This is a genomic window from Telmatobacter bradus (genome assembly GCF_048629425.1).
Lineage (GTDB): Bacteria > Acidobacteriota > Terriglobia > Terriglobales > Acidobacteriaceae > Telmatobacter > Telmatobacter bradus.
On the sequence record NZ_CP184532.1, the window covers coordinates 2037698 to 2063407 of the forward strand.

Sequence of the window (25710 nt, forward strand, 5' to 3'; positions counted from 1 at the left end):
GCTCCCCCGTGCGCCAACTACAACAGTGAATTGAGCACACATTCTGTTGGAGCTTACCGCTGCGCCATTTTCGGAGGAAGACATATGCCTTGATTGTTCCAACCGCACCGGCTACAACACGCTGCTCCTGCGTCACTTGGAACTGCTGGCTGTCCACGGCTTTCGCAACATCACGAGATCATCGTCTAAACCATGACGCAGAACATCGAGCTTGGGCGAAGCAGCCACAAGACTCTCGGTCGTGATTGGCATTATTCGAAAAGGGAAGAGGCTGGGACTATCGATCAAATCCCTTAAAGAACTCGCGAAGTTGTCCCTTGTATAGAGGGATGCTTCGGCAAGCCAAGCAACCAGTTGAGAATCATGAACGGTCAGCGTTGGCCCGGTGGTATACATTCCTGTTGTGCCGCTTTCTTGAAGCACACCCCAATCAATATATGACCGCAGTACGCGTCGAGTTGCTCGGGAAACGGTCTCCCGTTCACCGTATTGCTCGCAGACTCGACGCTGAATCTGAGCTGCAACTGCTGAGCCCTGAAGCCTTAAGAGCCGCCCTGCTTGCAATGCAACACCGGACCAGAATGGGTACACTGCCATCACCATGCCCCAATGGATGGCCAGGTGCTCACGACTAGGAACATTTCTGAGCAGCTCCAACCCTTCAGTCCTTAGAGCTTGGAGATCTTCAGGAACTGATAGCCATGTTCTCAACAGAATCGTGATGATCTTCTCGCGATTCCCGCGTTCGGCCTTCCCACCGATGGACACTTTGTTCTCAAGCAATTTCTGCAAAGCACCGCTAACTGAAGCCTTGTTATTCCCAGAAAGGACTAAATTAGCTGTCTGCTCCAGCCATTCGAGACGCACACGTTGACTGAATCCAATTTGGTTAGTCCGTGTGCTCATTCGCACCTTCTCTCGATTTTAATCAAGGGAACGATCAGTTCCTCGACTGAAATGCCGCCATGGCACACGGTTTGCTTATGTTCTTGAATGAACGCCCGCCGCGCAGGGGCTAGGAGTGGAAAGTAGTTCTCAGGGAGGCCAACTTGGTTCCATTCCAATGCGGTAGGAAAGCTGATCTTAACCTTGTCACGAAGCGCGGCATCGGGATAGACGCGGGCCCTTTCTCCTCGCAAGTCTGCTACAGCTCCTTCCGTCGGACGACCGCACCCTTCAGCCTCGATATTGCCATGGTCAGATGTCAGATATACACGGAATCCATTGTCCAAAAGAAGATTGAGCAGGGTCTTCAGGTAAGGTCCCCTGGCCCATTGGCCAACTTGGTTATGCATTCCTGCAGTGCCTAGCTCCATCCCGTGCATAATCTTGTCAATCTTGTCGATAACAAGCCCAGCGATCCTTACTCTAGGATGAGAGACAGCGTCAGAAACATTCTCTAGACATCCGTCTCCCAGTCCTTTAAGGTAAACAATCTCGTTTTCCGTGAAGCCCTGATCTGCCCAGAACTGCGTCCATAACACCGGCTCTCTGTCCGTCGTCCAAATACTGTTTGGAAAAAAGATGGGAGCCTTACCTGCAAAGGTCGCTTGACGCGATACTGAAGTGAGAGAGGGAATCCAAGCAAAGACTGCCTCTTCCCGAAATCCAAACTCAGGTTGCTGTTGCGCAAGCGAATCACGAACTATTAGCCATTGGTCCATCGCAAGTCCGTCCATCACGATCAGTGCCAGCTTTGTCCTATGGTCTTGATCCGTCTGGCGGGCAAGAAACCGCGGCAGATGATGCAGCATGACAGGAGGTACTGGGGGAAGATTGACAAGTCCCGCATATCTCTTCAAAAGCCACGCTGTGAAGCCTGCGTCCATACTAGCCTGCAAGCTTTTTGCTGCCTCATTTGTTTCTCCTGGAGCGATGTTAGGTTCTTCGGCCATGAGCACAACGAGTTCAGCCCATGTACGGGCGAAGTGAAACCAGTCTGTATGTTTTGCGTCATCAGCGGGAATGGATATCTGCAAGCCAGCTATGAGTTTGCCAAGCCGACGATACTTATCGTCAACCGGGGCAGTTAGAATTCCAATGGATGCCCAGCTACGAGATAGCGAATCAGTAAGCTCGTGCGAGATTGGATGTAGCATACCTTCAACAAACAGGTTATCGATGTATACTCGAATATCCTGGTGTTCAAACGGAATGTCCGCCGGCCCCTTGATAGCCAGACTGTAGGCCCCTTTGGCTTTACTTTCGCCAGATTCACCTTTTTCTATTTGGCGATCAAGAAAAATCGGCCAACGTTCCTGAAGAAATGCAAAGAATGCTTCTCGGTCTGCTACAAGGACCTCAAGTGGCCAACCATCGAAGATACTGTTTTGACGAAGCAGTTGGATGAATCGTTCGTTCAAAACGTCTGGGATTCGTTGATCTCGATAATGCCGCCGTAGAAGGACGCGTAAGAGGTCAGATGGTTGCTTAATCAACTCGGGAGCAACTTCAAAAACATGCCGGAGCACGAATTCCTTTGTTGCATTGTCGCCCAATAGACCGGGCGCACGCTGCTCCTGTGCCAGATACAACGTGTCCAAATCTCCACGATCCAGAGCAGCCACGACAGGATAACTGAGGCCTGGAAACAAATCTCCTAGACTGAACGAGAGCTTCCGACCTGCAAGGAGGAGATCGAATGGTAAGCCGCTGATGTCAGTCGATTGAGATCGCAATACGACCACTAAGTCAGTTTGCTCACCTCGGTCCCAACGGGATCGAAACTTCGATTCGTAAGCGTAGCGAAATGTAACGCTGTCTTCGAACGGAACTAGCTCGAATCCTCGTTCGCGAATTCCTTGGAGAATTCCTTCTTCAAGCAGTAGCCCGTCTGGGTCAGCCACAAGCGTGAGCCGTGCACTATTAGGAGTGAACTCCTTTAATATTTGAGCTCGCCAGCTACTCATGGTCACCGCCATCCACCCGAATCACAAGCAGCGGTACCATTTCAGGAAAGGCGTACGCTTTCTGATCAAGCTGCTTATGCAAATTCAGCTCCTCTTGGGCAAGTTGGTTCATTCGATAATTGCGCACCTCAACCAGTCCGATTCGCCGAACAGTTTTGCGACGTGCGGAAAATGCGTAATTGGCTTTCTCTCGTTCACGCGCAATGAGGACCCGGTGCTCACGGACAAGTTCTTCATAGATCGGCTTGCCTTGCTCTTCCGCTGCGTTCTGAAGCCTAACAAAGGCAGTTTGGGAATCCTGCGAATCTTGTACAGACAAGACACGAACGTCTGTCGCGAGGAGCTGATCCCACACATGCCTAGCGGTTTGCATATAAACCATTCCGTTGTCGGCCAGGAAGAGAGGCATTATCTTTCTACGATTCCACTCCATAGCCGCAATTGCAATGCGCCACAAGGACCAAACCCCATGGACTTTTTCGGAAAGACCCGGTATCAACACGACAGAAACCGGCTGCCCTGGAGCAAATCGAGGCAACCGCATAGTCAATCCGCGGACCTTCGACTCTTCTAAGGTAAGATGCCTGGACGCCGGAAGTCTGTCAGCTTCCTTGCCCGTGAAGACTACATTTTCGTATGTCTCACCATCGGGCCATGTGAGGTTCCAGCTTTGACTTCCTCTTTCGGCTTGGCCGCCATGGGCTCTCAGGTAGCTCACGGTCATACGCTCAACCCAATGTGGCAAGGGGTGAGTCAGAAGTCGTTGGGCTTCACCTGGCTCCAGATTCTCGGTTGCACCGAGCACTGACGCAGTTCTTCGTGCCTCGCGTGCCTGCTCTTCCAAGCGAGCAACCATGCTCTCCACAGACCCTTCCACCTTCTCAGGATTGAGAATCGCCTCGACATACATTTCGTCGAACATCTGGCCTGCTTGAGCTGAGTCAAGTACGTCGCCGGTCTTATCTATTCCGAATTCCTGAAAAATGATGGCGAGTTTTTCCTCCAAGACTTCGCGGACTCGGTGCTCCACCGAACCCTCGAAGACAAAGTTGATGGCACGGACCACATGGGCCTGGCCAATACGATCAACCCTGCCAATCCGCTGTTCAAGACGCATTGGATTCCATGGAATGTCATAGTTAAATACCACATGGCAAAACTGAAGATTCAGTCCCTCCCCGCCGGCATCGGTTGAGATGAGAATGCGGGCATCTTTAGCAAATGCCTCCTGCACGCGCTTACGGTCGTCCATCTCCATCGAGCCATTCAGACAGACCACTGAGAACCCTCGCTCCGTCAAGAAGCGGTGCAGCATCTTCTGGGTGGGCACAAATTCCGTGAATACGAGCGCCTTTAATTCTGGGTCATTCTCCTCAGATTGCAGACGGTAGAGCCAATCGAGCAATGCCTCGGCCTTGGCATCTGAACCTATCTGTTCGCAGCGGGCAGCGGTATCCAATAAAAGCTTAACCTCAGCGCGTTCGTTCTTCAGCGCCTTGAGCCGAGTGCGAATCAGCACTTCAATTTGCTCTTGGCCGTCCAGGTCTGCCCAATCCTCCTCGGAAGTGACCGGGAACAGCGTCAGTTGCTGCTGCGGTGTGGCAAGCGCTTCGAGCCGCCTTTCCAGCGTGGTGCGAATGGCGCTGGTGCTGGAGACCACCAACCGTTGCATCAGGATCATCAGAAAGCCGATGTAGCTTTTCTTCTCCTGCATGGCTTGGTTGTAGCCTTCACGGACATATTCGGTGACAGCCTCGTAGAGAGCTTGCTGAGTACGGTGACGCTCTTCCCAGCGAACCGGAATGAGCTGAGTATGCCGAGGTTTGAACAGCGGCTTGCCATCAGCATCTATAGCCTGCCGCTTTTCGGTGCGGATAACATGCGGCTGAACCCGCTCGCGAGTAACGCTGCTGATGTCCGGAAATTCCTTGGCGTCGATGAGCGATACGAGCCGGTGAAAAGCGTCCGTCTTGCCCTGGTGCGGGGTTGCGGAAAGCAGCAGTAAATAGGGCGCGGCCTCGGCTAGCCCTTGGCCCAGCTTGAAGCGGGCCACTTGGTCAGTGCTGCCTCCGAGCCGGTGCGCTTCATCCACAATGATCAGGTCCCAACCGGCGGAGATCAGGTCCTCGAACCGTTCGCGGTTGTGGTCATTCAATTGAGCCGATGTCCATCCGCGGCGCTTTTCCAGGGGCTTGACTGAATCGATCGGGACGACAACCTGAGAGAACATCTGCCATGCGTTGGCAGGGAGAACTTCCGCGTCGTGATTGTCCTTATCGCCATGATCAAAGCCTGTTGCCGGGGCGATCCGCCTGAGGGTCTTGATGTCCTCGGGCAGCACCAGTTGAAAGTCTTCACCAAAATGAAAGCGCATCTCGCTGACCCACTGGCTCACAAGCCCCTTGGGGGCGACAACCAGCGTCCGCTTGACCAAGCCGCGAAGTTTAAGCTCCCGCATGATCAGGCCGGCCTCAATCGTCTTGCCCAACCCGACCTCATCTGCCAAGAGGTAACGTACACGGTCGTTGGCTATGGCACGGGACAACGCGCGAAGCTGATGCGGAAGTGGGATGACGGCAGACTCAATTGGTGCAAGCAGCACGTCATGCGTCAGTGCGTCGGCCACCCGTGCGGCAGCCGCAATGTAGGCGATTCCGTCCGGCGACGCGGTGCCTGCGTCCTCAATAGACTGAAGCCTCGATGCGAGGATACGGACCACTGAGTCGCGACTAGGCAGCCACACGCGGCATGTCGTTTCGCCCCACAGTGCCTGAGCCTCGATGACCTGACAGACCTGTTCATGGTCTGTGCTGTAGTACCACTCGCCGATAGCGCACTGTGCAATCATTTATGCTTCCTGCCGCTAAAACGGTCTTTGTACTTCTTCCAAGTAGCTTCAATATTGATTCCACCGGCAATAGCCGACTCCAATCTCTCCAACGCGAGTTTGCTATATCCCTTAAAAGTGGTGGACTTCCTCCTCAGCACTTTGAAGCAATCAGGATCCTCTTGAATCTTTAGCTCAATTATCAAGGCGCTAATTTTTGGCCCGGATATATTGAGCTTTTTTCCAAGATCATCCCTGCTGAGATTAAACTTGTCCCAGATATTGACCTCTTGCTTAATCACAGTGCCAACAATAGGATCGCCTGTCTTTGCTACTCGAACCGCCAAATCAGCGTCCTTCTTGATCCTCAGATAGACGGAAATACCATTACCATCAGTATCTAGCTTCAATTGTGCAACCTCTGGCAGGATGATGCTCCAATCATCTCCGCGCCTTCGTCTACTGACCACCTTACGAAGTTCGGATTCGGTAACCCGCTCGGCATCGTCACGAGAGGCCGTTGCTAATGCCAGGATAGGCCGCAACCTCGCAGCCGCCTGAATTCCTTTGCGACTTCCAGCACTAAGAAGCGTGTCAATTTGGCTCAGTTCGCTGTCGATCAAAAGCTTAAAGTCCTTGGGCGGTCGCGTTGAGATGGGCAGCACTCTTGCCGGAATGAAATCTGCCAACTTTGCATTGAACGCGCGGGACAATAAATCATCAAACAACGTGACCGCAGCTTGAGCCTGAATGTAAAGAAGATCCTCCGATACCTCTTGATAATAGTGAGCAGAGGTGTCGCGATATGCATCAAGGATCGACAGGGTTGAGCGTTCATCAGCTGAAATCACTTTGATTTGGTTCTGGGCTACTTCTAGGCACCTGTCGAAACCGTATGAATACTTCTCGCTCTTCAGATGAACGACGCCAGTCTTATCTTTAATGATCGCTTTGAGTAGCATCTCGAAGGCGTGATGCAATAGGATCAACACGCCCTCAGCACGCCCGTCATTATGCGGTCTGTTGAACAACTCGATCCCGAGCACCAGCGAGTTGATGGCGCGGCCCTTCAACTCGGCGACATCTCTCTTGGCTTTCGGCATTCGTTAATCCTCTCCCGAGCGCGTGACCGCTTGGTCATACCACATGAGGAGCTTCGGGTCTTCTTGAAGGATGTCCTCAGGAATACGCTGTGCAACGGCGATGATGGTGCGGTAGTCGCGATTTTGCCAGCAATACTTGAACCCACACCGGACGGCCTCCAGGCGAATGACTTTCATCTTCTTTCCCTTAGCAATTGGCGCGGGCTTTGGCTCCAGACCTGGGATGAATCCCTCTTGGGAATCAGGCTTGGCGTGCTTGTAGCCCGGAGGCAGATACTCCCAGAACTCTTTGAGGAGCGAGCGTTCCCTCAGCTTCTCCAAATCGCCTGCCTTGTTTGGATCTGGCACGTACCAGCGATCCTTCGCCTTGGACAGGAGTGCCGGATCGTCCTTAGCCTTCTTCCGCATCTCCGCCCAATTGCTGGACAAGTAAGCGTGAATCTGCTCAGGTACCAGTCCCGAACCATCGAACCGAAGAAAATTCTCCTCCAGCAAAACTGATAGCTCTAGCGGCTTTTCATATTTCTGCCAGCCGCCGAGTTCCTTCATAAAGAGCGGATTGATATCCTGAAACGTTTGCGGTTTCTCATTGAGTAGATTGCGTAACCATGCGATAGCGGAGGATTCGTCTGAGACAAAGAGAGACATTTGTTCCATGCCTCCTGCTGTGAGTTTCTTCTTGTCGTATTCCAACACCTGTTCTGGAAGAAAATACATACCATCGCGTGGAGAAAAACGTTGCGCCAAACCCTCCTGGAAGGCCGAACTATTCAGCGGAACAGGATATCCCTTGCGGACGAAGTAAGCCACCATTTGATCATAAAGAATGCGCGGATCACGTTCAGCGACAGAAACCAATTTAGTAATGTCAGTCCCTCGCTTGATGATCGGAAGGTATTTCAAATGTGTGCGCACAAAATCCCAAACGCCCTCTTCCGTTCCTGCTTCACTCAAAAACCGAGCCTCAAAACCTCCATTTGGTTTGTACGCGGAAATGATCAAGTCTTGTTTAACGGCGGTAGGCGTAGTAACGGCCTTGAAACTTCCTTGTTGCTTGTCCAATGCAGAGACATTAGCCACTATAAACCCAGCCTCCGTAATTGCCGTTTGGATACTGTTCCAGACCGATGCCTTTGTATTGGAAAACTCAACCGTCATCCAGCGACCAGGCTTGAGCACTCGATACACTTCCACGAAGCACTCAGCCATCAGTTCGCGGTACTCGTCGACGCCTTTGCTTTGAGTGCCATCTTCAATGGCCTCACATGTATTATTTGTCTTGACTTTTAGCCATGATTCCGTAATGTAGCTCAATTCAGAATAGCTAAGGTTGGATCCAAATGGAGGATCAATAAACACATAATCTATCGAGTTAGCTGCAACTGCAGATGACGTGGTTGAAGCATTAAACAAGGCAAAACTGTCGTTTGCTTTACCAAACGACCGAAGCTTGTCGGCTTTCTTATGAAAGAAGAATAGAACGGACTGCTCCGCTGGACATGAGGAGACGTAAAGCGTACCCATTACACCAGCGTTAACCCACCCTAGGCCGTTGTTCTCAACGCGCCTCTCCTTATTGTGCTTAGCTTGCTTGCTTAGAATCCGAAGGCTTCCCAAAACAAACTGGCTCAAAAAACGGCTAATCTCTGAAGACTGGACCAAGCTCCAAAAGCGAGCAAGAACCCATAAATTTCGCTTCGTGAAGAAATGATGTACATGTGTAATCCCTGTGGGGTCATTGCGCCTCGTTTCACCGCCTTCAATCATACGATCTGAAGGAAACCAATACGGGATATTGCTGTTCTCAATCTTTTCAATGAGAGCTAGATCACTTTTGTCTGGCGCCTTTTCAAATCGCTTGCCTCTGACGGTGTAGTTGATGAGTACAGGGACCTGCTTGGCCTGGTGAATCGTTTCGTTAATTGCCTTATCGAACTTTGTTAGCCAAGCTCGCTCCATCATCCGTTTGGTCAGCTTCGCCTTGCATGACGGACAAGAAAAATCATCTTTTACTGTTCCTTCCTTCTTATCAGTGGCCACATCCCAGAAAACAATCTCATGTGTACATTCGGGGCAGACGAATACATCCGACCATATAGTGTAGTTAATTTTTCCTTTTGTCTTGCCGTCGGTGTCAAGGGTTTCATACATCCACCCACATTCTTCTTCAACTTTTGTCAGGATTCGTTTGACCTCGTGCTCGAAAACGCTTACGTCTACGGGTGCATTGTAGTTATATGCAATGAGTGTGGCCGCTGGTGATAGGTCATTCAAGACAGATCGCCGCATTCCGAGTTTGGAGAACCTTACCCAGTGAGCCTTTCCGCTCTCGTCCGTCTCTTGGCGCGAAATTTCGCCGTCTGTGTCCACCTTGTAGCCTAGGGACTCAACCATGGCCCGATCATTGCACATCTGTGCCGCAACGCCCGTCATTCCCGTGCCACAGAACCCATCGAATACTACATCGCCCGGCTCAGTGTAATGGAGAATGTATCGCATGATCGCTTTGTGGGGAACCTTTGTGTGATAGGAATGAGCGTTGTAAACCGGGTCGTTCTTTCCCTCGCTTACGTCTGTGGCGAACGGCTCCCGGCTGTATGGCTTGCTTGGGTCGTAGGGCTTGCCATAGCACCTAATGAAGTCGGCGATAAACGGATTCGGGCAGGCGGTATAGTACGGCGGGTCAGATAGAGCCAGGATGTCCTCGTCCGAGCCAATGGGGAATCCTTCAATCTTGCGAAACTCTGGGTCCTTGAGCTTGTCGCGCAGCTTCTCCATAAAGTATTCACGGCGCTTCTCGTCGGTTTCAAACGTCTGTCCGAGGCACTCGACTGGTCCCTGCGCCGCTGCAACAGGTTGCATATCAAAACTGGTTTGATCTTCTGTACTCTTCGCCATCAGGTTTTCCTACTCCAGTACGATCCGGACTTTGCCGGGTTCCATTCCCTTGGTGATCTTGTCGAGAAACTCGCCAAACCGTTTGTTCATTTCTTCCGGTGTCGCGGGTGAACCTCCCGCAAGAAGAGCCTCACGCAATTCTGCTGTCTTGACCAGAACCCTTTTCAGCCCTGAAAGTACCTCTTTCATCGCTTGAATGAAGTCATTATCCAAATTCTCAGGGAGAGCCTTTTTCTTGAGGAAGCCGTCCACCAATTTGCGTTGACCGGACTTCAGCAGGCTCAGGTTGTCCTTGGTTGTCGGGTCATCCAAATCTGTGAGCAGCGACCGAGTCCAGTTCTCGACCAGCTTGTCCAGTTCGTCATCCAAGGAATCAAGCACCGCCGCAGCGGGAGCCCCAACCGTTTCCGTGGCCGGCTTGAAGTTGCAGTGTGGGCAGATGGCCGTTGTTCCCAATTCCTGCTCGGTGAGAGCAAAACAGCTCTTCAACCCAGCAAGTCGATTCTGGAAATCCAAGAGCTGCTGCCGCGGCAGCAAGTCAATGGTGGACAGCCGCTGCAAATCCTTGAGCCGCCGGTCAATCAAGAGCTTGGCCTTGCGTTTATCCTCGCTTACGCCCAGCCTTGCTTTGGTGTGCATGGTGAGGTAGGCCAGCAAGTACGCCTTTTTCATATCCGCGAGCTTGCGCTGTGTTTGCTGCCGGAATGTCGAGGTACTCCTCTTGGCCGGATCGCCGAGTTCAGCAATCACTTCGTCCCGCGCCGTCTTCATCTTGCTGATCCATTCGTGGCCGTCGGGCAAGACGGCCTCGGCGGTAGACAGATACGATGCCGTAGGACCAAGGTCATTCAGCAAATCCTCAAGGGACTTAATCCCGGCGAGAGCAGTAAGGCTGTCGCGATACGCGGTGACTTGAGCGGTGTCATACGGAAAGTTCTTGAGCTTTCCAGTCGTAGTGTAGGGTTGGAGCGATTCAAGGAAGGCCTTGGTTTTCTCCAGTTTGCCTCCCAGCTTCTGGAGTTCGTCGTCGGACATCAGGCTGCGTCCCCAGAACGTGAACCCGTTCTGAAGGCTCTGCTGTGTGAGCACGACCTGCTTCACATAGTTGCCAACGGCCTTTTGCAGTTCCTGAACTGGCTCGTCCTTCCCCTGTGTGATGAGTTGGGCCATGCCCGGCGTGAGTCCGAGGAGTTCGAAAAGAGCCTTGAGAGCTGGGATGTTCCAATCCTTGGGCCTCTCGATATGTTTGAACTGGCTCAGGTCGTCGATGGCCGTCCCGGCAAGTTGCAGCAAGCCAGTGGCGTCAAACTTGCTTCCCGGAATGGAGAGCACTACCTCTCCGGAATAAACCAGAGCGGCCACCAAGACCACGGTCCATTCTGGTTCCAGCCGGTACGATTGCGGCGCGAGGTATTCCACACCGAGAACGTCCTGAATCAACTCAGAACGGTTGACCACCTGGCCGTGCCCCTTCTTCTTGGAAATACCGAGGATGTAGTTGGCATACCTTGACCGGGAAGGATCAAGACGGTCGCCATCCAAGAGTTCCAGAGCGTCGAGTACCGCGGTGGCCTGTTTGGTGCGCGATTGCCCTGCGATGGCTCGCAGAGCATCCTGCGCGGCCTGGGCCCTGTTCTGTCCGGTTATTAGCACCGAGAAAATCGGATACTCGGGAGCCTGGTCCTGAAAGTGGGCACCTAAAGAAACGCCGGCAATAACATTCACTAAGTCGCGGAAGTTGTTGCGTTCGTAAGAACTAATATTGGAGAGTTCGCGGATGGACTTCCCCTTGGCCCACTCGGTTAGGGATTTTGGCTTTCCTTGGTAAGTAATATTAAATGCCGTGGCCATGTTCTTCTGCAGCCATTGCACGATGTCACGGAGAAAGATGGCTGCCTTAGACTCGTAAGTTGACTTCGCCTGACCTGACGCAGTGGAACTAAGATCAACCGCTGCTGCATAGTTTTTCAGAGCGTTGCGAAAATCTTCGTCAGGACTCGCAAGATGCAGAAACAGTTCATCGGACTTCTTTTCATCCTTATAATGCGGTGCATCGAATGGCTGAATGAAGTAGATGTAAAAATCACGCGGTGGCACCGTGGTGGAGCGCTCGTTCGGCGTTCCAAAAAAGAGGTACCCCAACCGGGCAGCCTTGTGCTCTAACCATTCGAGTTCATGCTGCCATATCTTGTATCCCGTCCTATATGTCTGGTCTTCGCACTCCATGACACGCCGCAATGCATCGTAGTAATAACGGTCGAGTTCCGAGAGATCGAGGCTCTCAGCCCGCTTCTCGATCAGCGCATCGAAATCGTCGGTCTTCTTGAGGTCCAAGAAGTATTGACGATTTTCTGGATTTGAAGAGATGAACTGGCCACTCACGGTCTTGTGGATTTCACGCAGGACGGTCTCGACTTGGGAAAGGAGGTCATCAGCTGGATCGCCGCCCAAGTCTTCAATGCCGGGTTGGAAAAGGCAGAGGCCATCGCGCAATTCCTCCGGCGTCGCACCCAAGTTCGCGTAAATATCCCCGGTTGTCAGCCGGTGAACAGACAGCGCGTGGATGAGTTGGAATGCCATCGGCTTGTATGCTGGGCGCGTGAACGCCTGGTCAATGCGAGCCTCAAGCACAGAACTGCACTCAATCACAGCTCTAATATCAGGGACTGCACGAAAGGATGGGTTATCACGCAATGTCTTCCAATACCCGTCGTAGGCTATGACCCCTGGCCGGTCGTCCGGCACATCCTGGTTGAGAAGCTTTTTCATTGCGAGAGAAAGAGTTTTCAATACTTCGCGCTTTTCGACGGCTTTGACACGCTCGAAAGTATCAATGTAGTCAGGATGTACGGGGAAGAGGCGCACGAAGTCGTCCATGCGCTCGTTCATGTGGCCGTAGAACTTGGCAAAAGGGGTTAGATACTCCCGAATTTTTATCTGTTGGTCTGCTGTCTTTTTCAACAAGCGTTCAGCAACAACAAACTTAACATCTTTATGAGCAATGAGGACTTGCTCGAAACGATCTCTCACCCGCTGAATGCTGTCAGCTACAAAGGAAAAACGAGGGCTGTCAAAAATTGCTTCTTGGACACCAGCGATGAAGCGCAGCTTAAGGTCCCTACATGCCTCCCCGATCTCGCGCAGAAAATTGAGATCCAGGATCAATTCTTGATCTTTACGCGTACGCAGGTAGTCCAACAGCTCATCAACCACAAGGAGAAGTCCGTGATTGGGATACACCTTGTGAAATGCAGCCATCATCTCTTCGAAGCTGCGCTTGTTGCTTGACACCTTGTCCGCTTGCGGGAACGAGTATGACACACCCATTGCGGCTAAGTGCTCTTCTAGTTCAGCCACGAGGATGTCCCGCAACGACATAGTGGTCGCGCCGATTTCCGTTCTTACAACCTTGAAACGGCCGCCAATTGTGGCCGCTGCACTAGCCACGCTTTTGTCGTTCAGATAACCGGCACAATCACCATTCTCCGCTACGGCAGAGATCACAGACATAAGGTGTGACTTACCTGTGCCATAATTGCCGACAATCAGCAGCCCCTTGTTGTCCATTGGATGGTCGAATTGAAGCTGCGGGATAACAAGGTGGACGAGTCTCTCGGACATTTCTCCAGAGATCACATAGGTCTTGACAAGTTGCATAGCATCAGCAGCTTTGTCTGCGTCCCTTAACTGAATCACGGACTCGATTGGCTCGAAGTTTATTAAGTCTCCGTATTTCACTGCGTATGCCCCTTTGCGTGCTTGATCTACGTTTTCATACACCTGACTCCGGAAAGACTACGAGGAAATCTCGTAGCGAATACTGTCTGTATTCGGGATGCCCAGGAGTTGCGTAGAACATCTGACTGCCGCTGATCGTTCCACTGAAAGCGGCCACCACCGTTTTGTTTCGCGAGACTCCCTGCAAAAGGCGCAGGGGGTCTTGTTTGAGAGAAATGTCGAAAAGAATTTCGATGTTGTCTAGAAGAGTCACATCGCCTGGGGATTGATCCACAATCTCAGCAAGGAGGCGAGGGGTCTGCAAAGCCCTCTGGCGCTCTCCGTAATCAAGCATGCGCCGAGAGAGTTCCAGATTGATATTTATGAGCGGAGCCGCTATCCGGCCGTGCACTTCCTGAAGTGCAGCAGTCTTGCCAGTACCGGACGGGCCCACCAGAAGGACTAGACGATGGTAGAGTTCAGCGGCATCGACGACTCTTTGTATTATCGTATCGGCAACTGGCTCGGCCATTAACGGTCTCCTCTCGCACCCTGCCCATTTGCTCGCGTCTCCTCAAGCCAAAGATCGATTGCTGCCTTCCTGAAACGCCAATGACGACCGATCTTTTGGGACGGAATACTGCCTTCTCGAACGAGCTTGTAAAGTGTAGATTTCGGAATCTTCAAGTACGCTGCTAGCTCCCCTATGGTCAGAATTTCCCCAATATTATCAACCATATGTGTACCTCGCTGTGGTCCCGAAACTTAACGGATAACGTCTCATACTGACCTCCTAATTTATCATTATTGACAGTTACTGACAATTATTTCTTCGAAAATATACATATAAAGATAAGATTGAGTCCCGCTGATGCAGCTCTTATCCCTTTATTTTGCGGGTACTTCGCGCCACGCCGCACGTCTGAGCATTCTCTTTCTCTGGGACAGCCTTTACTTGCCTAACGCTGTGGCCGCACCTGCCGTATCTATTGAGGTATCTGCGCATCGTGTTCATTTAACGAGAGATATAGAGACCACAGGGCCTCTCGGCCAACGCGACACATCATGGATGATTAGCAGAATTTATAGCGCTGTCCTGCCTGAACCAGAACCAGACAGCAGAAAGCATTCGTGACAACCTGCCATAGCCGTCCCTGGCGGGGCCGCTGAATTCGTATGCAGGTTGTTTCTTCAGTCCCACTACGCGCCCTCGGGTGGACGGCCCAGCGCACGATGAAACCGTGCGCTGAACGGGCCTTCTCCGTCCGTTCGGAGCGCGTCTGCGCGCCAAACAAAGTGCGTGTTTGTCACTGACCGCGCTTTTCCCTCCGGACCCCCACCGTCGTGCGCTGCGTTTGTCTCTTTTCCGCCAACCGTCTTCGCGCTTCCCAGCCGTGGGTGAGAAAGACGCTCAGCCGGTTTCGGCGGAAAAGGAGAACAAAAACATGAATTTCAATAGCAACCACAACAGCAACGTCAACAGCGGCAGCAGCCACACCGCGCCGCACAGCAAAAATGCGGCGCTTCGCACTCGCAGCGATTCACCCTATCAGCAGCGCACCAGCCAGAAGGACAACCCGACACAGCAACTCATCAAGCAAGCCGTGGACTTTCTCATTCAGCAGCTTGAGGCGGGCAAGAGCGAAACCTTGACCGCGTATCTCGGAGCAATGGCGCGGTTCCATTCGTACTCGTTTGGCAACATTTTGCAAATCGCCAGACAACGCCCGACGGCGACGAGAGTCGCAGGTCTTCGCGCATGGAACGAGCTTGGCCGTTTCGTAAAGAAGGGAGAGAAGGGTATTCAGATTCTTGCGCCGATGATTGGTTACCGGCGCAGGAGAGACGCGGCAGAGCAGGAGCCGAACGCTAGTCAGGACGCGAAACCCGCGCCCATGCTGATTGGTTTCCGCGCCGTTTATGTTTTTGACATTTTACAAACGACCGGCGAAGACCTTCCAGAATTCGAGCAGAACATTACCGGCGAAGTGGGCGCACACCGCGACCGCATGATTGCTTTTCTTGCTGCGCAAAATATCAAGCTGGAATTCAACGAGAACATCGCGCCCGCTCTTGGCGTCAGTTACGGCGGAAAGATTGTCTTGCTGCCCGGACAGTGCGATGCGGAGGCGTTTGTGACTTTGGTCCACGAGGCAGCTCATGAACTCCTACACAAGGCCGAGCGACGCACCATGACCACCCAAACCGTGCGCGAAACAGAAGCCGAGGCCGTGGCCTTCATCGTGGGGCAGGCCGTGGGCTTGGAGATGGGCAGAAGTTCAAGTGATTACATTCAGATGTACGCAGGAAACGCGGCGCTGTTGGCCGAAAGCCTTGAAGTTATCCAGCGCACTTCCGCAGTAATTCTGGACGCCATTCTCACGGACGAAACAGTCCCGGAGAATGAGGCCGTTGCGGAGGTGGCGTAATGCGAACCATTCTTCGCATCCTTGAGCGGGCCGGAGGTTACCGGCCCACGCTCTATCTCAAAATTGAAAACCCGCCTTATATGGCGCTTGTCATCGAGGCCACGCCGGAACTCGGCCCGCTCAATGCTCCGGCGCTTTCCGTTGCGCACTATGGCGAACAGAACGGCGACCTGATGCGTGACCCGGAAATGTGTTTCGAGTTGACCAATCCGCTTGGCATGGGATGGATGATGACTCCATTTTACTTTCGCAACGACTACGCAGGCGTGGAGCAGTATTCCCGCACCTGTAACGCAAAAAACTACATTTTCTATTCTGACCTTTTCCATGAGCACGAGAGCTTCGCTCGTTTGTGGGACAAGAATCTTCGCGCACAAGGTTTCTTTGAAGTCTTCATGCGCAGCCACTAATCCGCCACTCAACGGGCGGGCGCTTGCGGCCCGCCCATGCTTCCACGCTCGACAACCTCAAAGGAGAATTTGCAATGACGACTGAAGTTCAATCCGAATATCGCAATCTGCCGCTCGACTCGCTCACTGAGTCAGCGAACAATCCACGCAAGAGTTTTGACACGGTCGCTCTTAATGAGTTGGCTGAGTCGATCAAAGCGCAAGGCATTCTTGCGCCGCTTGTCGTGCGGCCCGTGGGCCAGCACTTCGAGATCGTGGCCGGAGCGCGGCGCTACCGCGCGGCGCAACTGGCAGGACTGGAAACCGCGCCGGTGCGCATCGTCGAATTGACCGATGCTCAGGCGCTCGAAACCAGCATCGTCGAAAACCTGCAAAGGCGTGATGTGCATCCAATGGAAGAAGCCAACGGTTACGCCCGACTTTTGGCGCTTGACGAGCCAAAGTACAGCGTCGAACAGATTGCCGCCAAAGTTGGCAAGGCCCCTGCTTTTATCCTCGCTCGATTGAAATTGGTCGAGCTTGTACCCGCCGTCGTGGAAGCATTCACGCAAGACGAGATTGGTTTGGGCCATGCGCTCTTGCTGGCCAAGTTGCAACCCGAACAACAGGAAGAGGCGCTTGCAGCTTGCTATCAGGAGCAGTACACCAGCGGCAGCAAGTCAAAGCGCATCTTGCTTCCCGTTCGCAACCTGCAACAGTGGATTGAGCACAACATTCTGTTGGAACTTGCCGCCGCGCCGTTCTCGAAAAAAGACGCCGCGCTTGTGCCCGAGGTTGGCGCGTGTGTCGATTGCCCGAAGCGCACCGGCCACAATGTTCTTTTGTTCGAGGGTCTATCGGCGCAGCATGATTCGTGTACCGACCCAGCCTGCTACCAGTCCAAGCTGGACGGGTTTGTCGCGCAGACTATCGCGGCCAAACCAAAGCTGGTACAAATCAGTACCGCATACGGGCCGACGAAGGACGGCAGCACAGCCGTCCCGCGCAACAAGTACGTTGAGATTCGCAGCGAAAAGCCGACGAATCCGAAACAGCGCGATTGGCCAGAGTACAAAACGTGCAAGTTCACCACCGAGGCCATCGTTACCGAAGGCAGCGAGAAGGGCGAGTTGCGCCGCTTATGGAAATCTCTCCATAAGCGCCGTTATGCAAAGTGTCTGATTATGCGCAGCGCCGCAAGGTTATAGGCCGTTTGCGCAGGTAGACACTCGGGATTTGTACTGTTCAACCACTGCTGTCCGGTTAAAAGTCGAACAGAATCAGTTGGTTGGGATCGGCAGTTAGTGAGTTTGTGTAGTCCTTCTGCTGAAGTGCCTGTGAGATGGGCATTTTCTCGAACAGAGTTACCGAGAGCACTTGCAGCAAAGTGTAGAGTGAGCCGGACAGTTCGAGTCTCTTCTTGACGATGGCGACCAGGAGGTAGACCGAGACAGCTATCCATATTTGGGTCTTGACGGCGTTTTCGCTGGTGCCGAAGAAGACCTTGATGCGCAGATGCTGCTTGATCCATTTGAAGAACAGTTCCACTTGCCATCGGCTTTTGTAGAGAGCGCAGATGGTGACGGCAGGTAGTGTGAACTGATTGGTCAAGAAGAGTAGATCCTTGCCGGTCTCTGGATCATGAAAGCGAATGCGGCGCAGGTGGCTAGGATAATCCTTGCGGCTGTGATACCCGTTAAGGGCGATGGACTGGTCTGCCAAAATGCCGGTCTGCTTGTCCACCTGTTGGGAGTAGATACGTCGGGCATCCAAGTTGTTCTTGGCGCGGGTGACAAAGAATGCTCCGGCCAAGTGGAGGCGATACAACCGGGCGTAGTCGAGATAGCCACGATCCATGACATAGTAAGCGCCAGCCTGAGGAATGATCTCGTCGAGCATGTTGACGTCGTGCAGATCGCCCGTGGTGACACGGATAAATGTGGGTATGTTGCCGCGTAGATCGAGCAGGGTATGCATCTTGACGGCGGACTTGGTGGAGCGAAAATGCGCCCACGGAAACAAGGTCAGGCACAGATCGATGGTTGTAGAGTCCAAGGCGTACGCAGCGGCATCAAGGTCCATGCCGAGGTCTTCCGTGGCGTAGAGCTTGCGGGCCTGGACCATCAGTCGTTGCGCGAGTTCAGCATAGATGCGCCAATCGCGGCTCTCGTTGGCCTCAGCCAATGTCGAACGACGCACCGGAGAGCGGAATCCCATGGCATACAGCTTGGCAGGCTGTGCGCACAGGCAGGCTTCGATGTCACGCAGGCTCTCGCGATAGGTCAACTGAGCAAAGGCCATAGCACGGAACTGCTCGGTACAACTGAGGTTGCGCACCCGGCGGTCGCCGCCATAACGGGCCACACTGCGGGCAAACGAAGTCCACGGAAGGAAGTCCATCAACTGCGCGAACAGCAACTTGCCAGCGTTCACAGCCGCCTCCAGAAAGCATCTCTGGAATCAGCATCGCGGCATTTTCAAATCGACACCACCCCAAAACGTCCGCAACCCTCGGCCCATCAGACGGTTGCAGGCAGCAAGTTAGTCGTCAACCGGACAGCAGTGCTGTTCAACATATTCGAACTATCCATAATTTCGGTGGTCTTCTGGTGTGGGTGTTACTGACGCCCAGGAGATGATGATGAAAAATGAAGCTGTATTTCCTGCCCAGGCGCGGGCATGGATGGAAGATAGTGTTCTGCAGCCTTATATCTCGGAGTTCTCCTCCGACCTTGAGCACGAGCGTTACGCGGCGGCGACCAGAGGCCACTATCTGTCTTGCGCTGGGCATTTCGCTGCATGGGTAACGCAGCAGGGATTGAAGATTGAGCAAGTGGACGAAAAGAGCACCGCCCGCTTTGTCGCTGAACACCTGCCACACTGTAATTGCCCGTCACGAGCCCGGCGAAGCGGCAACGACTTTAAGACGTCTCTTGCACATTTGCTGCACACACTTCGCACGTGTCGCGTTATCCCCAACGAAGAGATAGTTCGGGACCCTTTGCAGGATGAACTCGACCGTTTTGATCGCTTCATGGAGGAAGTCAAAGGGCTTGCTCGTAGTACACGACGGCATAGCGTGGCTGTGGTTCGCCGATTTCTGACCAGGAAATATGCATCGGGATCTATTTCCCTGGCAAGGATCCAGCCCAAAGACATCAGTAGATTCGTGTTGGGCGAGCAAACAACATACGCCCAGGGAACGATTAAGCTCTTCTGCGGAATCATCCGCAACTATCTTCAGTTTCGGGCGTTCACTGGGGACTCGGTCCAGAGGCTCCTTGATGCCGTTCCGAACGTGGCACGCTGGCGTCTTGCATCTCTGCCGGAGACACTCTCCGAGCAAGAAGTTCAGCAACTGCTCGATTCTTTCGGACAACCGAGCCGGGCGGCCAAGAGAGACTACGCCATGGTGCGTTGTATGACAGATCTTGGCATGCGAGCCTGTGAGGTTATTCAGTTACGCCTCTCGGACATCGACTGGCGCGCCGGCACGATTCGGCTAGTTGCAAACAAGTCCCGGCGCACCGACGTTCTTCCCTTGCTAGCAGAGACTGGAAGTGCCATCGCTGAGTATCTTCGGGCGGAACGGCCCCGGACTTCCAACCGTGCCATGTTTGTTCGTCATTGCGCGCCATACGATAAGCCCGTCAAGGCTAACGTAGTTCGCAAAGCGGTGATGCAAGCATATCGAAGATGCGGACTGCCATATTCACGAGTTCACATCCTTCGTCACAGTCTGGCGAGCAGGCTACTCCTGGCCGGAAGTCCACTCAAGGAGATCTCCGACATTCTGCGGCACCGCTGCCTCGACACCTCGATGATTTACACCAAGGTCGATGTAAACAAGCTCAGTACCGTCGCCATGCCTTGGCCGGGGAGGTCGCTATGACTTCACAGCGCTCGATGCAGTCTCTGGTTAAGGACTATCTCGATGAGCGTCGCCGCTGCGGGTTTGCTCTCACCTCTCCTGCATTTCAGTTGATGGCTTTTGCTCGCTTTGCAGACCAATCGGGCCATCGCGGCCCACTGACGCGCCGCATCATCTTGGACTGGGTTCAGGGCCAGAGGCCATCTGCTAAGCGCATGGCTTGGGCTGCCCGATTAATGATCATAAGGCCGTTTGTCGCATATCGCGCGCGATTTGATCCCCGAACAGAGATTCCCGACGCGCGCATGTTTGGTAAAGGGTATGTACGTGTCACTCCGCACATTTACACGAATCAGGAGATCCTCGATCTTCTGGATGCTGCCAGAAGGATGAGGCCGTGTGGAAGGTTCCGTCCGGCTACTTACGAGACACTGTTTGGACTATTGGCCGCCACGGGACTGCGCATCTCAGAAGCATTACATCTGCGATACGCGGACGTCGACTTCACGCGTGGGATTGTGACGGTACGACAGACCAAGTTTTCGAAGTCGCGGCTCGTGCCTCTCCATCCCACAGTTTGTGCAGCATTGGAGCGGTATATAGCTGTGCGACAGCGATATTCGCCAGTGTCCCCGGAAGCATTCGTCTTCGTCTCCTCCGATGGCGCGTCCTTGCCAGTTCGCACTGTTCAGAGCGTTTTCGCGCAATTGCGTATGGACCTTGGATGGAGTTCACGCGGCGCTCGCGCCGTGCCCCGCATCCACGATCTGCGACATACGTTTATCTGCCGGCGCGTCCAACTCTGGTACCAGCAGGGTGCCAGCATCGAAAACGGGATGGCTGCCCTTTCGACTTATGTTGGACATGGTAGCGTCTCAGAGACCTATTGGTACCTTACCGGCATTCCAGAACTGATGGCCATCGCCGGCAGGAACTTCGAAAAACTCGCAGCGAAGTCTCGGGAGGACAACCGTGGCTAAACCTTCATTGGCCCCGACTTTTGCCACCCTGCTGCAACGCTTCTTCATTGATCATCTCCAGCGGGATCGGGCGCTCAGTTCCTGCACGATCTCTGCCTATCGAGACACCTTCAAGCTGTTGCTCTGTTTTGCCGAAAAGCGGCTCGGAAAGTCACCAGCCAAATTCACCCTGGCTGATCTCGACCAAGATCTTCTGCTTGCCTTCCTCGATTATCTGGAACGCAAGCGCAACAACACGATCCGCAGTCGAAACGCCCGTCTCGCCGCCCTCCGGACATTTCTGAAATACGCAGCTCATTACGATGTGAAGGAACTTGCCGTCGTTGAACGATCGCTGGCGATCCCGGCAAAGCGCTATGACAGACCCATGCTCGGTTTTCTGTCGCGGCCAGAGATCGAGGCTGTTCTTGATGCGCCGGACCCGTCCACATGGACCGGGCAACGCGACCGTGCACTACTGACCATGCTTTACAACACCGGAGGACGAGTGTCGGAAATCATCGGCATTCGCCTTAAAGATCTAATTCTGGAGCATTCGCCCTGTGTCCATCTCCACGGAAAAGGACGCAAAGACAGAAGCGTTCCATTGTGGGGCTCTACCGTTTCGCTCCTGCGGAGATGGATACGGCGCCTCGATTCCACAGAAGAACCTAGCTACCTGCTTCCGAATCGCGGCGGAACGCTAATGACTCGCTCCAATGTGACGCAGCGTCTGGAACTCGCCGTCCGCGCCGCCGCCCTGAAGTGTCTGTCGTTGCGGCAGCGGACCATCTCCCCGCACATCATTCGCCACACAACCGCCATGCACCTTCTTCAGTCCGGTGTCGATATTACCGTGATTGCATTATGGCTTGGTCATGAAAGCCCAACAACCACTCACATGTATATCGAAGCCGACCTCTCGATGAAGCAACGCGCTCTTGATCGCTTGCAGCCCGCAAAAACAAGTGGCCTTCGGTACCAGCCTCCTGACCAACTTTTGCGGTTTCTTGAGAGTCTGTGAAATTATGCGCAGCGCCTGCTCTCGCCAACCGCACAGGCGCCCAGTTCCAGAGGCCAGACCTGAGCGGCGCTGCGCATAATCAGAAACTTTGCATAAAGGCGCATCTGCTCGAATCCCGATTGCCCCATTCATCACGCCCGCAAGCAGCGGACAACTGCCGATGCAGTCATCAAGGCCGAACAGGAGAAACGCCGCCGCGAGGAGGTGATGGCGCAGACTACGGGATTGCGCGTATTGAAGTCCATCGGCGAAGCAGTTCCCGTTCGCCTGATGAAGCGCGACCTGCAATTTGTAGTTGAGCGTTTCGCCGCCGTCTTGGACGACCGCCGATTGGCCATCGTAATGCGCCAGCACGGCATCGGCAAACCAACCAGCACTGCCGACGCCCCGGCCAAGTTGCTTGCGTCCTTTCTTCGCAAGTCCGACGAAGGCACGCTCGGACGCCTGTTGGTTGAAGTGGCCATTCTACAAACGGCGCACTCGCCCAACGACTCAGGCAAAGCCTTGCGCGAAGCCGCCGACTACTACAAGGTGGATGTGGCCGCAATCACGGCCAAGATCAAACAAGAGTTCGCCGCGAAGGAAAAGTCGAAGACCACGAAGAAAGCCACGCCCAAACCGCCTGCCAAGGTCGTCAAGAAGGCCGCAGCAGCGTAACCAACAACCACCGATACAATTGCGCGGAGCCTGAAGTCACAGGCTCCGCATTTTTTATGTCCGTTGCCCGTCTACCCGCCCTCATTTGCGCTCCCGCATTAGCGGGAGGCCATTTCTTGCCCACCCGACGGTCACGAGCGCGCAGCTGCAGCGCGCCTAAGATTCAGAACTATATCACGTTACCGATCCTGCTCTGCGAACTTTGGGCCGCGCACAGTTCTCGATGCCTCTGCAAGGTATCAACTAATAAGGAAGACCGTAGAGAATATCTATACAGATGGTGTTGAACCAGGCGGAAAGAAACCAAACCCCGACGAAGAGAGCTTAATCAAATCCAACTTGACAATCTCTATTGAGCCCTTTACAGAAGAATAAGTCGCTTGATAGAAGTCAAAATCTTTCCGCCCTTTCTCGATACACTTAGACTCGATTATTCTCATGATGGCAAGCTTGTCCTCGAGAGGGGTGTTCATTCCAAAGATCACCCCATCAAGGTCTTCAAATCTGTATTTCAGCTTTCTGTCTGCCTTATTGGAGAGATCGATGGTCGGCCCGGACAATACGAGCCTGAATTCATCCTCGTGCTCCCAGTCAGGCAGTTTGGTTGTCATCATCCTCTGATGATTGTCCCAATACTCGCTTCGCCACGATTTTGCCCCTGTGACAAGATCGAGCCCGGTAGCGCTGACCTTCCCATCACCGTCTGAAAACCAGAATCCGAGCTGCTCCCCCGTCAGGTTTCCCAAAGACCTGAAAAAGTCAATCTCAACAAATCTTTCTTGGTATGTGACCTTAGTCAGTTCATGGAAGACCTCTCCATATATATCCTTCAAGACGCCCCGGACGCTGCTAATCCCAGTCTTCTGCGACAACACTATGGATTGAACCCCTGCTGTATTCTTGTGCGTCTTGAACTTGAGACAGACCCCACGGTGTGCGTCGCCGTAGTTCCCCCACATCGCTGCGTTCGCAGGGTTGGAAATACAACATGCTGCGTACCAGTCGTTGTACAGCAGCTTTTCTAGCTGTCTGATGTAGCGTTCCGGAAATCCGGAGTAAATTGCATCCCAAGCAGGTCCATGGTTGCGAGCAGCCCCGGTATAGGCTCGTATGAGATTACACTGCGCGAGCGCATTAATGGCTTGGCGAGTCATCTGCTCAGTTATTGCAGTGCTCGCGCCGTACTGCTGATCAACACGGCCCTGCGTATCGAAAAACTCTTGAAAGCGGAACGGAGGATCCTCTCTCAAGCGCAGATATTCATCAGGATCGCAAAGGGGGACGTTCGGACTAATGCCAGTACAGACCGTCTTAAATGCATAGAAATGGAGAAATGATAGCGTACAGAAAAGCTCGTTACGTCTCATGGGAGAAATGCGCGCCTCCAAGAACGAAGGAAGCTTGGCCACCTCGTCGTTATGAAAAAACCGATCGCAAATGTTATGATATGTAACCGCATCTGAAGGAGAGAGAACGTCTCCAGTCTGGTACGTAAATATCTCGCCTTCAGCAAAGACCCGGTCAGGTCCATTCTTGACAACGAACAACACGGCTTCCATTAGGCATAGCAGGTAGTGTCGGAGGAAGTTTGTCCATACGATCGCATCGCCGCGCCAAAAAATGTCCTTATATCCCTCCATCGGGTCATTGAGTTCCCGGGGAGACGCAAAGTAAATCTCTTGATTCTCCAACTCGTGATACCCGTCAAGTAATGCGTGCGCGGGTCTCAACCGATAAATATAATCATCCATTCTGTGCTCCGGGGGACCCGAACTCAGTTGCGACACGTCCTCGGGTGGCCCAAGTCTCGATTCCGTGAACTGGAAAAGCTCAAAAGCCTCAGTACTCGCAGACTACTCATGAAAAGTCGCCATCTGTCTGGGAGCAGATGCGGCTGGTGGAGGATAGCAGCGCACGCGTGGGCTCAGGGACGCCTCAGGGAATCCTCTTCTCGATGTCGGCGGCAATAATCGACATATACGCTTCTGCCGCCGCGACCGCCTCTTCCGCCTCCACTTCACCGATGAGCGCGATGTCGTAAAAGGCATCGTTGCGCTTGCGGCGCATCCGGTCGAAAAGGTCAAAAGTCGGCTCGAGCGCCGGATCGAGGTGCTTCTGCGCAAACTCAAGAATGGCAATGTGGTGGCCAAGCTGTACGCGAGGGCGCTGCCCGTGGCTCAGCATCAGCGACAGTGAGGCCTTTAGCACGGCCTGATAGGCCGTCTGGTAGGCGGTTTCTTCGTCGATCACCAGGTTTTTCCGGGCCGCGACAGTCTTCTTCTGCGCGTCAGCCAGGAATTGCTTCACCTGTTTGGGATCGATCTTCTGCGGCTTTGTCGTTGCCATTCCGAATCACCTCAATACGCTTCCCGTTCCAAATGTCGGTGACAAAGGAGTCGTGCCGAGCGAGCCTTCGCTCCAGTTCCTCGGACGTGAAGACAGTGTAGTTGACCTCGCGGCGCAAAGCGCGCTCGGCCTTGCGAACCTCCCGCGACAGCAGCGCCTGATCAGGTCGGCCCACGATCAACAGGTCGATGTCGCTGGCCGCGTCCGCCTCCCCCTTGGCGAAGGAACCGAAGATCCACGCCGATTCAATGCCACCAACCGGCTGGAGCGCCCGCTTGAGCGTTGGCTCGATGCCCACCGACCCCTGAAGCAGGGCGAAGACCGGTTTCAGGTATGGGTAGGCGCGATTGACGCTGTAGTAGAGCTGCCGTCCCTCCGGTTCCGCACGCAGAAACCCCTCGCGGGCAAGCCGTGCCAATTCGCGGGAGAGGTTTGTCGAGTCGGCATTGAGCGCCACGGCCAGTTGGCGCACGTAGACCCGCGCCTCCCGGTTCATCAGGAAGAAGGTAAGCACCTTGCGCCGCAACTCGGATCGAAGAGAAAGCATTGCAGTAAAATTATACTGCAAATGCAGTAAACGC

The 25710-nt window shown here is 53.5% G+C and carries 19 protein-coding genes; 7 read left to right on the forward strand and 12 right to left on the reverse strand.

Going from position 1 to position 25710, the window contains the following annotated elements; genetic code table 11:
• Nucleotides 1-132 precede the first annotated feature (132 nt).
• From ACOBR2_RS08690 to ACOBR2_RS08725, 8 genes are read right to left on the reverse strand one after another with little or no spacing between them, the layout of a single operon-like run.
• Complete coding sequence (locus ACOBR2_RS08690) at nucleotides 133-906, reverse strand: hypothetical protein (protein ID WP_420239627.1); 774 nt, start codon at nucleotides 904-906, stop codon at nucleotides 133-135.
• Entirely contained in the window at nucleotides 903-2909 is a 2007-nt protein-coding gene (gene pglZ / locus ACOBR2_RS08695; RefSeq protein WP_420239628.1) for a BREX-3 system phosphatase PglZ, read from the reverse strand. Before pglZ ends, ACOBR2_RS08690 begins: the two co-directional genes overlap by 4 nt.
• The gene (locus ACOBR2_RS08700) at nucleotides 2902-5757 is read right to left on the reverse strand and encodes a DEAD/DEAH box helicase (RefSeq protein WP_420239629.1); all 2856 of its coding nucleotides are present in this window, start codon (nucleotides 5755-5757) and stop codon (nucleotides 2902-2904) included. Before ACOBR2_RS08700 ends, pglZ begins: the two co-directional genes overlap by 8 nt.
• On the reverse strand, nucleotides 5754-6839 hold the full coding sequence (locus tag ACOBR2_RS08705; RefSeq protein WP_420239630.1) for a DUF3644 domain-containing protein: 1086 nt from the start codon (nucleotides 6837-6839) through the stop codon (nucleotides 5754-5756). Before ACOBR2_RS08705 ends, ACOBR2_RS08700 begins: the two co-directional genes overlap by 4 nt.
• Nucleotides 6840-6842: 3 nt before the next feature.
• Complete coding sequence (locus ACOBR2_RS08710; protein ID WP_420239631.1) at nucleotides 6843-9737, reverse strand: DNA methyltransferase; 2895 nt, start codon at nucleotides 9735-9737, stop codon at nucleotides 6843-6845.
• Between the two features lie 9 nt (nucleotides 9738-9746).
• Nucleotides 9747-13517 (reverse strand): DUF6079 family protein, encoded by a 3771-nt coding sequence (locus tag ACOBR2_RS08715; RefSeq protein ID WP_420239632.1) that lies wholly within the window; start codon nucleotides 13515-13517, stop codon nucleotides 9747-9749.
• The gene (brxF, locus tag ACOBR2_RS08720; RefSeq protein ID WP_420239633.1) at nucleotides 13510-13986 is read right to left on the reverse strand and encodes a BREX-3 system P-loop-containing protein BrxF; all 477 of its coding nucleotides are present in this window, start codon (nucleotides 13984-13986) and stop codon (nucleotides 13510-13512) included. Before brxF ends, ACOBR2_RS08715 begins: the two co-directional genes overlap by 8 nt.
• Nucleotides 13986-14192, reverse strand: coding sequence for a helix-turn-helix domain-containing protein (locus tag ACOBR2_RS08725; protein WP_420239634.1), 207 nt, complete (start codon nucleotides 14190-14192; stop codon nucleotides 13986-13988). Before ACOBR2_RS08725 ends, brxF begins: the two co-directional genes overlap by 1 nt.
• A gap of 707 nt (nucleotides 14193-14899) precedes the next feature.
• On the opposite strand from ACOBR2_RS08725, the gene ACOBR2_RS08730 reads away from it, so the two are divergent.
• The 3 genes from ACOBR2_RS08730 to ACOBR2_RS08740 all read left to right on the forward strand — a co-directional run bounded on the left by ACOBR2_RS08730 (nucleotide 14900) and on the right by ACOBR2_RS08740 (nucleotide 17480).
• Nucleotides 14900-15883, forward strand: a complete 984-nt coding sequence (locus ACOBR2_RS08730) for an ArdC family protein (protein ID WP_420239635.1) — start codon at nucleotides 14900-14902, stop codon at nucleotides 15881-15883.
• Nucleotides 15883-16293: a DUF6908 domain-containing protein gene (locus tag ACOBR2_RS08735; RefSeq protein ID WP_420239636.1), complete on the forward strand. Its 411-nt coding sequence runs from the start codon at nucleotides 15883-15885 to the stop codon at nucleotides 16291-16293. Before ACOBR2_RS08730 ends, ACOBR2_RS08735 begins: the two co-directional genes overlap by 1 nt.
• Before the next feature lie 74 nt (nucleotides 16294-16367).
• Entirely contained in the window at nucleotides 16368-17480 is a 1113-nt protein-coding gene (locus tag ACOBR2_RS08740; protein WP_420239637.1) for a ParB/RepB/Spo0J family partition protein, read from the forward strand.
• 55 nt (nucleotides 17481-17535) lie between these two features.
• Here ACOBR2_RS08740 and ACOBR2_RS08745 read toward each other — a convergent pair whose 3' ends face one another.
• Nucleotides 17536-18705, reverse strand: a complete 1170-nt coding sequence (locus ACOBR2_RS08745) for an IS4 family transposase (protein ID WP_420236255.1) — start codon at nucleotides 18703-18705, stop codon at nucleotides 17536-17538.
• A gap of 202 nt (nucleotides 18706-18907) precedes the next feature.
• Here ACOBR2_RS08745 and ACOBR2_RS08750 point away from each other — a divergent pair, with 202 nt between their 5' ends.
• From ACOBR2_RS08750 to ACOBR2_RS08765, 4 genes are all read left to right on the forward strand, one after another.
• Nucleotides 18908-20164, forward strand: a complete 1257-nt coding sequence (locus ACOBR2_RS08750) for a site-specific integrase (RefSeq protein ID WP_420236218.1) — start codon at nucleotides 18908-18910, stop codon at nucleotides 20162-20164.
• Nucleotides 20161-21123, forward strand: coding sequence for a tyrosine-type recombinase/integrase (locus ACOBR2_RS08755; RefSeq protein WP_420236219.1), 963 nt, complete (start codon nucleotides 20161-20163; stop codon nucleotides 21121-21123). The genes ACOBR2_RS08750 and ACOBR2_RS08755 overlap by 4 nt, the downstream gene beginning before the upstream one ends.
• On the forward strand, nucleotides 21116-22126 hold the full coding sequence (locus tag ACOBR2_RS08760; protein WP_420236220.1) for a tyrosine-type recombinase/integrase: 1011 nt from the start codon (nucleotides 21116-21118) through the stop codon (nucleotides 22124-22126). The genes ACOBR2_RS08755 and ACOBR2_RS08760 overlap by 8 nt, the downstream gene beginning before the upstream one ends.
• 207 nt (nucleotides 22127-22333) lie before the next feature.
• Nucleotides 22334-22783 carry a hypothetical protein gene (locus ACOBR2_RS08765; protein WP_420239638.1) on the forward strand — a complete coding sequence of 150 codons (450 nt, stop codon included), beginning with the start codon at nucleotides 22334-22336 and terminating at the stop codon, nucleotides 22781-22783.
• A 269-nt stretch (nucleotides 22784-23052) separates the two neighbouring features.
• Here ACOBR2_RS08765 and ACOBR2_RS08770 read toward each other — a convergent pair whose 3' ends face one another.
• The 3 genes from ACOBR2_RS08770 to ACOBR2_RS08780 all read right to left on the reverse strand — a co-directional run bounded on the left by ACOBR2_RS08770 (nucleotide 23053) and on the right by ACOBR2_RS08780 (nucleotide 25676).
• Nucleotides 23053-24534: a DUF2971 domain-containing protein gene (locus ACOBR2_RS08770; protein WP_420239639.1), complete on the reverse strand. Its 1482-nt coding sequence runs from the start codon at nucleotides 24532-24534 to the stop codon at nucleotides 23053-23055.
• A gap of 184 nt (nucleotides 24535-24718) precedes the next feature.
• Nucleotides 24719-25129, reverse strand: coding sequence for a hypothetical protein (locus ACOBR2_RS08775; RefSeq protein WP_420239640.1), 411 nt, complete (start codon nucleotides 25127-25129; stop codon nucleotides 24719-24721).
• Entirely contained in the window at nucleotides 25071-25676 is a 606-nt protein-coding gene (locus tag ACOBR2_RS08780; protein ID WP_420239641.1) for a nucleotidyltransferase domain-containing protein, read from the reverse strand. Before ACOBR2_RS08780 ends, ACOBR2_RS08775 begins: the two co-directional genes overlap by 59 nt.
• Between the last annotated feature and the right edge of the window lie 34 nt (nucleotides 25677-25710).